At 58.4% G+C, this 11566-nt stretch carries 10 protein-coding genes and 1 pseudogene; 2 read left to right on the top strand and 9 right to left on the bottom strand.

All coding sequences use genetic code 11. The features are described 5' to 3' along the window. Nucleotides 1-42: 42 nt before the first annotated feature. The 5 genes and pseudogenes from AC5J09_RS28230 to AC5J09_RS28210 all read right to left on the bottom strand — a co-directional run bounded on the left by AC5J09_RS28230 (nt 43) and on the right by AC5J09_RS28210 (nt 5543). Entirely contained in the window at nt 43-1026 is a 984-nt protein-coding gene (locus AC5J09_RS28230; RefSeq protein WP_494299135.1) for an SUMF1/EgtB/PvdO family nonheme iron enzyme, read from the bottom strand. Next, entirely contained in the window at nt 1023-2579 is a 1557-nt protein-coding gene (locus tag AC5J09_RS28225) for a sulfatase (protein ID WP_494299134.1), read from the bottom strand. Before AC5J09_RS28225 ends, AC5J09_RS28230 begins: the two co-directional genes overlap by 4 nt. Beyond that, a pseudogene (locus tag AC5J09_RS28220) lies at nt 2576-4020 on the bottom strand (tripartite tricarboxylate transporter permease). The gene AC5J09_RS28225 and the pseudogene AC5J09_RS28220 overlap by 4 nt, the downstream one beginning before the upstream one ends. Nucleotides 4021-4071: 51 nt before the next feature. Then, nucleotides 4072-4542, bottom strand: a complete 471-nt coding sequence (locus tag AC5J09_RS28215) for a tripartite tricarboxylate transporter TctB family protein (protein ID WP_494299133.1) — start codon at nt 4540-4542, stop codon at nt 4072-4074. Nucleotides 4543-4595: 53 nt separating this feature from the next. Then, entirely contained in the window at nt 4596-5543 is a 948-nt protein-coding gene (locus tag AC5J09_RS28210) for a Bug family tripartite tricarboxylate transporter substrate binding protein (RefSeq protein WP_494299131.1), read from the bottom strand. A gap of 73 nt (nt 5544-5616) precedes the next feature. Here AC5J09_RS28210 and AC5J09_RS28205 point away from each other — a divergent pair, with 73 nt between their 5' ends. Beyond that, nucleotides 5617-6603, top strand: coding sequence for a LysR family transcriptional regulator (locus AC5J09_RS28205; protein ID WP_494299130.1), 987 nt, complete (start codon nt 5617-5619; stop codon nt 6601-6603). Between the two features lie 2 nt (nt 6604-6605). On the opposite strand, the gene AC5J09_RS28200 is transcribed toward AC5J09_RS28205, so the two are convergent. Next, nucleotides 6606-7049, bottom strand: a complete 444-nt coding sequence (locus AC5J09_RS28200) for a type II 3-dehydroquinate dehydratase (protein WP_494299129.1) — start codon at nt 7047-7049, stop codon at nt 6606-6608. Between the two features lie 78 nt (nt 7050-7127). Here AC5J09_RS28200 and AC5J09_RS28195 point away from each other — a divergent pair, with 78 nt between their 5' ends. Then, nucleotides 7128-8063, top strand: a complete 936-nt coding sequence (locus AC5J09_RS28195) for a LysR family transcriptional regulator (protein ID WP_494299146.1) — start codon at nt 7128-7130, stop codon at nt 8061-8063. Nucleotides 8064-9355: 1292 nt separating this feature from the next. Here the strand turns inward: AC5J09_RS28195 and AC5J09_RS28190 are convergent. Genes AC5J09_RS28190 through AC5J09_RS28180 form a run of 3 tightly spaced genes read right to left on the bottom strand, consistent with a single transcriptional unit; the run spans nt 9356 to nt 11495 of the window. Further along, a complete protein-coding gene (locus AC5J09_RS28190; RefSeq protein ID WP_494299127.1) occupies nt 9356-9637 on the bottom strand; it encodes a MurR/RpiR family transcriptional regulator in 282 nt (93 codons plus the stop codon). Between the two features lie 15 nt (nt 9638-9652). After that, entirely contained in the window at nt 9653-10672 is a 1020-nt protein-coding gene (locus AC5J09_RS28185) for a Gfo/Idh/MocA family oxidoreductase (protein WP_494299126.1), read from the bottom strand. A 28-nt stretch (nt 10673-10700) separates the two neighbouring features. Continuing rightward, nucleotides 10701-11495: a TIM barrel protein gene (locus AC5J09_RS28180; protein WP_494299124.1), complete on the bottom strand. Its 795-nt coding sequence runs from the start codon at nt 11493-11495 to the stop codon at nt 10701-10703. Nucleotides 11496-11566 lie beyond the last annotated feature (71 nt).

Genomic DNA, 11566 nt, shown 5'->3' with positions numbered 1-11566 from the left:
GGCGATCAAGGTTTGGACCATTGATGACATAGATGGGCTTCCTCACTGACAGGCCTTCCCTTTTGCCAGGCCACTGTCGAACGCGAGCCGAAAACCCGCGTTCGAACAGGTAGTATCAGAGGGTAACGCCGATCGAGCGGCGATCCTGTAGCGATAGCAGTAACTGCGGTGGCAGAGAAACGATCCGCCCTTCAGAACCTGCTCTCCGTGCGAGACGGCGAGTTCGTTGCGTTGCTTCGCCGAGCGCCGAACAGAGCGAATCCGCCAAGGATCCGACGTCCACTCCCAGACGTTCCCCGCCAAGTTGTATAGGCCGGCAGCATTTGGTCTTCCCCACGTCACCGGTGCTGTTCCGTAGTGACCGTCGCCGCATGTGTTCTTGCTGGGAAAGCTTCCCTGCCAGATGTTGCAAAGCGCCTCTTCTTCGCCGTGTATCTCGTCGCTAGGCTCATCCTCACCCCAGGGAAAGCGAGCCTCTGGTCCCCCGCTGCGCGCCGCGTGCTCCCATTCCGCTTCCGTTGGCAGCCTCGCATGAGCCCACAGCGCAAAAACCCGAGCATCCCGCTGCGACACGTGTACCACCGGATGGTCCTCGCGACCGCTCAGGTTGCTCCCGGCTCCCTCGGGCCTACACCAAGCCGCATTATCAATCTTAACCCACCAAGGAACTTGCCTGCTTCTTTCGGCCGCTCGGCCAAAGTCAGAGAGCAGGCCAGCGAAGACGTAGCTCCAACCGTATTCTTCCGCTTCCGTCTTATAGCTTGTCTCACTGACGAACCGGGCAAAGCGCGCATTTGTCACAGCGCAGGTGTCTAGCCCGAACGCGGCGAGGTTAACCGATCGCTGAGGGCCTTCACCATCTTCAGGTATCTCGGGTCTGGCTGTACCCACAAGGCTCTTGCCGCCGGCGAACCAGACGATCTTTTGATCGTCTTTCGAGGTTGCAGGTATCTCTACAGCGTCGATAGCACTTGAGGCCCTCGCTTTTTTACTGGGCGGGCGGCAACAGTTCACGGCGCTGCTCATCGGACAGGTTGCACTTCAAGGAAAGCTTCTAACTCGAAGCGTGCGAAGAGCTCGCGCGGCGCATCATTCTCTAGCATCCGTGCCACCATCAGCTTGGCCATCCGAGTTTCTGCTTCAGGATCCAGTAACGGTGTCAGTTGCTCTGGATCCGCGCTGAGATCGAACAACCGGGTCCTGCAATCGATCTGCACGCCCGGTCCCTGTCGATTGTAGACCGGTGACTTTTCCGTTGCACGGGTGCGGAGCACTGAAACCCCCTTTGTGAAGGAGAAGGGCGACACCAGTTCGGCATCTCGCAGCTCATCTACCGAAAACAGGCTTTTTATGTGCGTAGGCATCAGTGTGTATTGGTAGAGGTTCTTCGCAAGGATGTCCGGAGGGTACCGCAGATAGACATACCGCCCATCAGTGGCGTTGATCGATGAGCCGTGCTGCCCGAACAGCGCCACCTCGCGCAACTCATGTATGTCGGCCCCTTCCGGATCCATCAGCAGACGTACCAAAGAATGCCCTTCGACTTCCTGGGGAACGGCCTCGCCGAATAGTTCGAGGAACGTCGGCATCAGATCGATCGTCTGCGTGAGGGCACCGCAACGTTTGCCCGCGTTCGAGGCGCAGCCAGGGTGCCAGATGAACAAGGGTATATGGGCGATTTCGTTGTAAAACGGTAGAACGAGCTTGCCCCAAAGATCATGCTCTCCAAGAAGAAGGCCGTGATCGGTGGAGAGCACGAGTGCCGTATTATCCCAGAGATCATGTTCATCGAAATAGTCGAGCAGGCGTCCGAGTTGCCGGTCGCAATGCTCCAGCGTTGCCGCGTAGTTTGCTTGAATCTCAGCTATCTCTTCCGGGGTGTCGTCAACACGTCCGTAAGGAGCATGATCGTAGATCCGCCCTTCATACGCAGTGACGTAATTCTTTCGGAACTCTTCGGTAATTGTGAAGGGCTCGTGGGGATCGAAGCTCTCAACTTGCAAGAACCAGTTGTCGGCCTTTTGGTTGACTCGTAAGAACTCGAGGCCGGCATCGAAGGTTTTGACTGCTGGGTAGTCGGCGTAGCTCTTCCGGAATTCGCGGTTGGTTAGATCGACCCGATGCTTGTTCCTTCTCGACACTCCGACTTGCTTGGGATGATACGTCGCCTCCCACTTTGCTACGTCAGGCTCTACGATACCCTTCCATTGGTCGGCCTCCTGGCCCCGAATGAGCTCGGCGCTGTCGAACCTGGTGTGGTACGTAGCGCCACCATCTTCCCAGTAATGAGCGTGATCGGTCGCAAGGTGACAGTAGACGCCTTTGTTGGCGCCAAGGATTTCCGTAAATGAGTTGTCGAAGGGTTCCATCGGTCCCCACGACCTATGCAGGAAGTTGTGACGGCCCGTTTGGAGTTCTCGCCGGGCAGGCATGCAAGGAAGGCTGCCAACGTAGTGATTGTCGAATGTGATAGCGCGGCGCGCCAACCGATCGAAGTTTGGCGTCCTGACACCTTTACCACCGTAGGCAGATAGTGCCCGTCGGTTCAGTGTGTCGAAGAGGACAAAAACGGCTCTCATGTCTGCTCCTTTTGCGACCTGCGGTTCATGATCCGTGGCAGCAGCGGCAACAACAGAAAGCCGAGTGTCAGGACCGAAATGACTTGCGTGATGCTGCCGGAGAGCAGCCGGGGGACGCTGTAGTTGCTCAGTATGAGCGCCGTTCGCAGATTCTCTTCGAATGGCAGGCCAAGCACGAACCCGATCACGAAGGGGGCAACTGGGTAGCGGTAGATGCGCATGAAGAAGCCGAGTACGCCGAAACCGATCATCACCCACACGTCGAACATGTTTGAACGGATGGAGTAGGCGCCGACGATGCTCAGCACCATCACCACGCCCATCAGAAGAGGCTCTGGAATGCGTAGCATCCGGGAGAAGAGGTGAGCTCCCAAAAAGCCGCCAACCAATAGCAGTAGATTGATGACGATCAGGGATTCATACATGCCGTAGAGCGCGACCTGGCTTCGGAGAAGAGACGAGTTCCCGTCTGAACCCCATGGATCAGAAAGGTAGACATCATCACCGCGGTGACGGAGTCACCGGGTATTCCGAGCGCCAGGGTCGGTATGAGTGCCCCTCCAGTAACGGCGTTGTTGGCGCTTTCGGATGCGATAAGTCCGTCCGGTTCGCCCTTGCCGAAGTTTTGCTTGTGACGGGACGAGCGGGCGGCCCAGCCGTACGCCATGAAGGATGCGATTGCTGAACCCGTGCCAGGAAGTGAGCCCACGAATGTACCTATAAGCGACGATCGCAGCAGGTTCCCGCTCCGGTGCCCTAGTTGCGACAGTGACGGGAAACGAAATCCTACGACGATAGAGCCGCTATCAACGGCCACTGCTCGTCCCGTCGCCCTCACGAGCACTTCAGCCAACGCAAACATCCCAACGACGACGGCAATGAGGCTGAACCCGGCACTGAGTTGGAAAAAGCCGAAAGTCATTCGGGAGCTGCCGGAGATGGGGTCGGTTCCGACCATCGCCGCGACCATTCCAGCCATTCCGCAGATGAGACCCTTTGATGTGCTGTCTGCCGACACGGTAGCAATGCAGCTCAATGCCATCAGGATCAGCGCGGTCGTCTCTGCGGGGCCAAAACGAAGCGAAAACGCTGCAAGTGGAGGGGCCGCCACCATAAGCACAATAACAGAAAGCAGTCCCCCTATGACAGAGGCGATGGTCGCCCAACCCAAGGCGACGTCCGCTCGCCCCTGCTTCACCATCGGGAAGCCTTCATAGGCAGTGGCCGCGGAAGCCGCCGTTCCCGGCGTATTTATAAGGATCGCGGATATCGCGCCACCGAAGGTCGAGCTGCAGTAGATCGCCAACATCAGCGCAATGGCGGCGGTAGGCTCCATGGAAAACGTGAAGGGCAATGCGAGCGTGACGCCTAAAGTCGGCCCGAGTCCAGGCAGAGCACCAATTACCACTCCCACGGCAACGCCTACGATGATTGCTATCATCACGTCGAAGGAGAGGAGCAGCCAGAAAGCCTCTGTCGCAGCTTCCATTTGTCAAATCCTCGAGAAGAAAGCAGGAGTTGGGAGGCTAAGGTCGATTACGAAAGTGAACGCGGCCCAGATAATCAGCGCGGATACAGCCGAGAGCGCCACTAGCGGCAACGCGCGCTTGAAGCCCAGCAACCAGGCGGTCAACGCGACAACCAACAAGGACGCGGCGGCGAAGCCTGCGGTTTTGAGGAGCGCTGTGGCAAGTATGAGCACGAGCAAAACGGCGCCCGCTATTTTCCACCCACGGTTGTCCGGCAGTTCGTCCTTGGGCGAGCCGCACCCATGCCTGAGTTCGAGAAATGCGTTCGCTATCGTGACGGCGCCGATAAGGACCAACAGAAGCTGAGGAACTCCAGCAGATCCGAAGCGGTCGCGGCCCAGCGTGGTCTGGGACGCGTCCAAGCTTGCGTAATACACCGTTCCCACCAGGACTAGCGTGAACACATGCGGAAGATAGCGCGCGATTCTTGCCATGGCCGAATATCCAAATCTGCTCCGCCAGGGAGGGACATCATGATGCCGTGCGCTTACTGCGCTTTCAGACTGAAGCGTTCGATCAGTTGGCCAAACTGCTCATAGCCGTCACGAACGAACTTCTCGAATTCCGCCCCGTCCTGGTAGTCCAGCCGCGTGTTGAGAGCGGCCAAACTCTTCTGGAAATTCTCGGTCTTGGTGGCCTTCCCGCACGCATCCCTGAGCTGCGCCAAGACATCCTTCGGTAGTCCGGCAGGGGCAAGAAGACCGAACCAGGATGAGAACGACAGTCCGTCATAACCGAGCTCCTTGAATGTCGGGGCGTCTGGCAAGCTCGGGAGGCGTTCATCACCGAACACTGCGACGACGTCGAGCTCAAACTGGGCGGCGTTGTTCGCGGGCGCAGAATGAAAATGGGCGGTCTCGCCAGCAATGTACCTGGCTGCGGTCGCTGAGTCGCCGTTTATCTGTGTCATCTCAAGCCCGAGAACATCGTTCATGGCGAGCATAGAGATTTGGGGGATGCCCCCCGGAACTGCGACAAAGACGAGCTCGCCGGGCTTTTCCTTCGCGGCTGCCACTACGTCGCCGACTGTCTTGAATGCTCCACCTTTCTTCGCCATCAGCACGTTGGTGTCGTTGCTTACACGGCAAATGAAGTCAAAGGAGTCTGTGGTATAAGGCACGTTCTGCAGCCATGGTTGCAGGGAAATGGGGCCGAGCGCCGTATACAGAAGCGTGTACCCGTCTGCGTCGCTGGCCGCGACCGATGCTGTTCCCACCGCTCCGCCGGCACCAGTCTCATTACGAACGACTGCGTTCTGGCCCAGGACGTTCGCCATCTCTTGCGCAAGAAGTCGTCCGACTGCGTCGGTACTGCCTCCGGCGCTGAAGGGAACCACGACGTTCAACGGTTTTGTTGGATAGTCCTGTGCGCTGGCGGACGCCACGAGTGCGACGAGCGAAGCTGCAGCCATCAGGCCGGTCTGCAAGGTTCTCATTTCTTCCTCCCGAGAGCCTCATGTCCTCTGCATGGGCTGAAACTTCTTTATCAGCGCTCCGATGATGTTTAAAATGCTAGAACGCGATTGTGCGATCAGAGATATTTATCGCCAGCATCAACTCAGGACACGACGTAGGACTACCTTGCTGACTACTCGAAATACCTTGGTGACGTTTCTTGCGGTTGCACAAGAACAAAGCGTGCACGGCGCCGCACGCGCTCTGAACATGACCCAGCCCGCAGTCACGCGCCAGATCCAGGGACTCGAGCGCGAACTTGGGGTGAAACTCTTCCATCGCACTGTGCATGGGGTCACGCTTACCGATGACGGCCGGCAGTTTCATACCTATGCTGAAGAGATGGTCGCAACTGCCCGAGATGCTGCGGCAGAGATAACCGAAGTTGTCCGAGGTGATCGGGGGAATTTCAACCTGGGAACTGGACCTGCTTGGACGCACAAGATTGTCCCGTCCATATTAGCCGAGCTTTGCCGGCGGTACCCTGCAGTGAGTGTCGACCTGGTGTCGCGCATCAATGATTACTATCGGCTGCTTGCTGAGGGCGAATTGGACATGCTCCTCGCTGAGATTCCGCAAGGTAAGCGTGACCATAGTCTGGTCTATGAACCGCTACTCTCGATCGAGCGCTTCATCTTCGCATCTGCCAATCATCCACTTGCTGACGAGAGTCCTGTCCATGCAGAAAACCTGCTGGAATTCCCATGGGTGGCGTTCAAGGATTCGATCTACGGACCCGCCGTCGTCGGGGAGTATTTCGATGCGAACGGACTAGCTCCGCCTGAACCGACAGTCTCGACGACCTCGGTGCATGCAGGAGTAAGAATATTGCGCAACTCGGACTATCTGATGCTGCTGCCAGGCACCCTCGTTGGCCAACTGGAGAGCCTGGGGGTCCGGCCTCTCGCGATACAAGGCAGAATCAGGGGCTACAACGCCGGTCTGATGTATCCAAAATGGGTGCTGCGACTGGGTCCCCCGGCAGCTTTCCGTGAACTGCTCCTAGAATACGTCTCGAAGCATTTCGCGCACCGGAAATAGTCTTAGCGATCACTGCCCAGATTGCCACAGCAAATCGCGTCGACGGCCAGTTCGTACCCATAAACTCCGAGCCCCGAAACGGTAGCGGTCGCCACGGGCTCTAGGAGAGATTTTGGACGTGATCCACTATGTATCGCCCCAAGGTGTACCTCGACCACCGGCCCCGAAAACATCTTCAGTGATGCGGCAAGAGCTTGCGAAGTGAAGGCATGCGCGGCAGCGTTGATCACTATTCCGAACGCCGTGTCACAAGCTTCATGAACCCAAGCCACAAGCTCGTCTTCACGGTCCGTCTGACGGAAGACGCACTGCCGATCCTTTGCTGCATGTACGCACAAGCGCTCGATATCAGCGAGCGTGGAGGCACCCCTGGCCTCCATACCCCGGCTGCCAATCCGGCCCAGGTTTGGTCCATTGAGGACGTAGATAGACTTCGACAACTGCATCTCCTTTTCCATCTACAGCTAAGCTGTTGGCATGGAGCCGAAAAATGCTACCTTGGCATTATGTGATAAGGAGCAAGCATCATCGTACCTTCGCCACTGACGCACCTCACGACCTTTCTGACCATTGTGGAGACTGGCTCCTTCCACCGAGCGGCTAAGCAACTTGGTCTCAGCCAACCCGCTGTTTCACGCCACGTCAGCTCCTTGGAAGACGAGCTTGGCGTGGAATTATTCCACAGGACTGCAAATGGCATTGAGCTGAACCGGTTTGGCGCATCGTTCTTGGGTCGGGCGCGGCAGATACAACATGCTTGGCGTTTCGGAGCAGCCGATCTCGGAGGAGACGCAAAAGAGAAAGTTGTGAACCTGCGGATCGGCGCGGGCCCTGCGTGGTCCTTCTCCATTGTTCCCGATGTAATCGTAAAGCTTCGGCGTGATTTTCCGCGGGTGAGGATCGACATCGTGACCCGTCTTGAGGAGTTCTATACCATGCTCCCAAATGGACTTCTCGACGTCCTAGTTGCGGAACTTCCAAGTTCCGAAGAAAGGGACGCGGGATTTATTTATCGGCCCGTGGCGCGCCTGGAGAGGTTAGTTTTTGCGCGAAACCTGCATCCGCTACATTCTCAGGAGAATGTTCAGCCCTCGGAACTGTCCCAGTTTTCCTGGCTCCTGTTTCACGAAACGGTGTTCTTGAGGAAGGTAGTCGACGACTACTTCCGTGAGCACGGTCTTGGCGCTCCCCGCATCTCGTTCATGACCACCTCCATACAGTCGGCGTTGGATCTGATGCTCGAGAACGACTACCTGATGCTACTTCCCGATACGTTCCTCAGAGAGGCGAATGAGCTAGGCATTAAACCGCTCCGTCTGACGTTCCCCGTTGGGAGCTACTGGGCGGGCCTCATTCATCGTCAGAGCATGCTCCGCGTCCCTGCCTTTTCAGCGTTCCAAGATCTACTGATAGAGGAGGTACGCGTCCAAAAAGGCGACGAAGCCCTTGAGGACGGATAAGTAACCCCTCTTCTACCAGGCGGTCCAGCATCGCCTTGCCTGTCTGATGTCCGCAGTTTCGGTGCCATGATGTCTTGCGCCTCATAGCAGTCGAAGCGTCAGCACGCTTTGCTGGGACCGTAACAGTCGTCGGGAATGCAGTAGCCCTGCATCGTCTCTCAGGCCTTCGACTCAGCGAGTCGCGCCGCGACCTCATTGCCAGCTCTCCGCCCCGACAGGATCGCGCCCTTCATCGTTCCGCTTACTCGTCGGCTGTCTCGGTTCGCGTCCATAGCCTCGAGGGTATGCTCTTGCAGGAGGAAGATGGGGAATGGGAGGTGCTTGAACTGCGAGACGCAGAGTGCGCCCCGAACGTTCGAGAGCTTGGCGACGACGGCCAACGGTTGAGGTTGCTGGAAGCGCGAATGGCTCAACGCGACTTGATAAGGCCAATCTTGGTTGACGTCGAGCCAGTGAAGTAGGAGTCAAATGCGATGCTGAAAGGCCCCCTTTGGAAGCGCGCCAAGGCGTTCTTCCAGCAGTTGGACGTTATCCGATCGCATAAGGGACGGCGCACCATTAGCAACGGTCCGAATTTTGGATCGATCAATCCATTTCTCGGACCGCGATTTCGAAGCCACCGCTCAATCGTCGATGCGGAAGTCGGCCTTATCCTCCAGATACACCATGGACTAGCGCCACATCCCAACCAGCCATCCTGGGCGCTTCGTGACGGAGACGGGTAGCCGAGGAACGACACTGCCCACATTCTCGATCCGATCGGGCCCGCCGAATGAAGTCCCATTTTTCTGCTCGCCGCGGTGACGCTGGCGCTGCCTGCCCGCGCTGCGGATCCGGTCGCCGGGCGCGCGACGGTTAGGCGACCTCGTGCTCTTGATCCGACACCAGATCGCGGTCGCGCAATCTCTACTTCGGCTCAGCGGCGTTACAGAGCACCAGCTACTGCAGCGGTTGATAGGGCGCCTTGAAGGCAGGCAAGCGAAAGAGGCGCTCGGCGCTGACTGACAGGGATGATGGCCGAACAATGAAGTGGAGATGGCGGCGGCCCAGAAGCCCAAAAGGGCGAATTGCAGCCGGCCCGATATGTTCCCCAGGCCCGCAACAGAGCTGATGCTAACTTGGCCAATCGAAAACAATCTTCAGCTTCCGACTCAACCATGTCATTCGCCGATAGAGCCTGCAATTTCCGGTGCTGACCCCAGAGCGGTCGCTGACCATCACTCGTGACGACGAGAACGGTGGCCGCCGCAGAGGCCGCGGCCGACCGAAGCTTATCAAAGACACACGCGCGTCTAGGAGTTCGCAGTCCTCCTTAAATGCTCTTGAAAGAACAATTTGAACTCCCGAAAACTGTCGAAGCCAAGGGCGATAGCAAGGCGTGTGACCGTGGTGGGGGAGACGGAGCAAGCTGCAGCGATCGAACGGGCGCTGCCGAAGGCAACAACATCTGGCTTTGCGAGCGCCAGACGAGCGGCCTGCTCGAGCTGTTTCGGAAGTCTAAGAGCCCTCGAAGCGAACATGCCCTTAAGCTCCGTGACGTTGTTCGGAGGTTTTGTCGCCTCGCTCATCTTCATGACTTTCTCGCCCATTCATTTCAGCGACACGGCTGCCTTGCTTGAGACGGATTCAATGCAGGCAAGCGCAATGCTCAGCGCATTACGCGCATCGATGCCGGTCGGTCCTTCGGTTATCTCGCCTCGACGAACGGCCGTTACGAAGGACGCGAGCTGCGCCGTGTAAGCGTGGACAAAATGGTCGGTGTCGCGACGCCAGGTTTCGCTCGACACGCCGTTCTTGTCGAACCGCGTCATGCTTGAACGACGAACGTCACCCATGGTCACCATGCCGCCGGAGCCGAAGACCTCGCCGCGGATGTCGTAGCCGTACATCGCGCAGAAGTTCGCTTCGGCGACAGCCATCGATCCATTGCCAAATCGAATCGTGACCACCGCCGTGTCGTGGAAGCCCTTGTCCGCGAAATCCGGACGAACCAGCGCGTCGGCAACGGCTGTAACCTCGATCGGCTTGGCATTCGGGTTCAGCCAAAGCAGCGTGTCGAAATCGTGGATCAGCGTTTCGTAGAAGATCGTCCACCGCGGAATCCTGGCGGGGTCGGCACCAAACGGGCCGGGGTCGCGGGTGAGCGACCGGAGCAACTGCGGAGCACCGATCTTTCCGTCATCGATCGCAGCACGTCCTTCCGAGAAGGCCTGATCCCAGCGACGATTGAAACCGACCTGAAGCGGAACGCCGGCAGAGCGTGCCGCCGCGATTCCCCGATCGGCATCCTCCAAGGTCAAAGCCATGGGCTTCTCGCAAAAGATCGCCTTACCGGCTTCGGCGGCCTGCACCAGAATGTTCGTATGAAACAGCGCCGGCGTGGCGATGATGACGGCATCGATATCTTCCCGCGCGAGGAGATCCGCGACATCGGTGTAAGAGCTGTCAACGTCGAGCGTGGCGGCAAGACCGGCCGCAGCCCCTGGCGCCGAATCAGCAATGGCGACGAGCTCGGCGTCGACGAGGCGGCGTGCGACGGTCTCACCGTGGAAGGAACCTATGCGGCCTGCACCGATGAGACCGACATTGACGGATTTGTTCTTGGGCATTGGTTTTTGATCCTGTCGTTGAAAAATGTCAGATGGTGAATGCAGTGCGGAACGCCTCGAGCGCCGCTTCGGGGTCGCCGGCGGCCCAGGCTTCCATGCCGATCGGGCCGGAATAGCCCATTGCATTCAGCGCCTGGGAGATGCCGTTCCAATTGACCTCGCCGGTACCGGGCTCGCAGCGGCCGGGTACGTCCGCCACCTGGATCTCGCCGATCCAAGGCAGGCACCTGCGGCAGAGTTCGATCAGGTTCCCCTCGCCAATCTGGGCATGGTAGAGATCGAGATTGAGGCGGAGCCGCGGATGATTGACGCTCGAGACCAGCGCTAGCGTATCCTCGGCGCGGCCGAAGGGCACGCCGGGGTGGTCGACCGGGAGGTTGAGGTTTTCGAGCGTGAAGGTGACGCCTTCTTCTTCGGCCATGTCCACAACGCGGCAGAGAGTGTCGCGTGCCTTCAGCCACATCGCGCCCGTGACGACTTCGACAGGCTGGACAGGCAGACCCCTGTCCCCCAGACCCGTGCCGTGCAGGTTGAGCCGCTCAACGCCAAGGCGCTTTCCAACCTGTGCGGTTTCGCGTGCCGTCCTGAGGAGTTCTGCTGCACCGTCGTCGTCCGTCAGACGACCGATCAGATAGCCGTTCATGATCGTGAAGGTCGCGCCGGTGGCTTGCAGCTTTGTGATATCGTGCTCCGGCCAGTTCCAGAGGCCAACGCCGAAACCCATTTCCTTGAGGCGCGCGGCGCGCCACTCGATCGGCTTGTCGCGCCAGAGCATTTCCGCGCAGGCTGCGAGTTGGAAGGGAGAAGTCTTGGGTGCACTCATTGGATAGTGTTCCGCTATTTTTGCGTATGGGGACGGATGGCGCGGCGCAAAAGCCCCGCACCGACATGCAT

The organism is Sinorhizobium sp., from assembly GCF_059070375.1.
This window is presented reverse-complemented; position numbering and strand designations above follow the sequence as displayed.

Excerpts from the sequence above, each read along its gene's own strand:
- AC5J09_RS28185 (WP_494299126.1), bottom strand. The coding sequence starts at position 10,672 with ATGCCCAAGAACAAATCCGTCAATGTCGGTCTCATCGGTGCAGGCCGC.
- AC5J09_RS28200 (WP_494299129.1), bottom strand. The coding sequence starts at position 7,049 with ATGCAGTTGTCGAAGTCTATCTACGTCCTCAATGGACCAAACCTGGGC.
- AC5J09_RS28180 (WP_494299124.1), bottom strand. The coding sequence starts at position 11,495 with ATGAGTGCACCCAAGACTTCTCCCTTCCAACTCGCAGCCTGCGCGGAA.
- AC5J09_RS28205 (WP_494299130.1), top strand. The coding sequence starts at position 5,617 with ATGCTAGAACGCGATTGTGCGATCAGAGATATTTATCGCCAGCATCAA.
- AC5J09_RS28215 (WP_494299133.1), bottom strand. The coding sequence starts at position 4,542 with ATGGCAAGAATCGCGCGCTATCTTCCGCATGTGTTCACGCTAGTCCTG.
- AC5J09_RS28225 (WP_494299134.1), bottom strand. The coding sequence starts at position 2,579 with ATGAGAGCCGTTTTTGTCCTCTTCGACACACTGAACCGACGGGCACTA.
- AC5J09_RS28190 (WP_494299127.1), bottom strand. The coding sequence starts at position 9,637 with ATGAAGATGAGCGAGGCGACAAAACCTCCGAACAACGTCACGGAGCTT.
- AC5J09_RS28230 (WP_494299135.1), bottom strand. The coding sequence starts at position 1,026 with ATGAGCAGCGCCGTGAACTGTTGCCGCCCGCCCAGTAAAAAAGCGAGG.
- AC5J09_RS28210 (WP_494299131.1), bottom strand. The coding sequence starts at position 5,543 with ATGAGAACCTTGCAGACCGGCCTGATGGCTGCAGCTTCGCTCGTCGCA.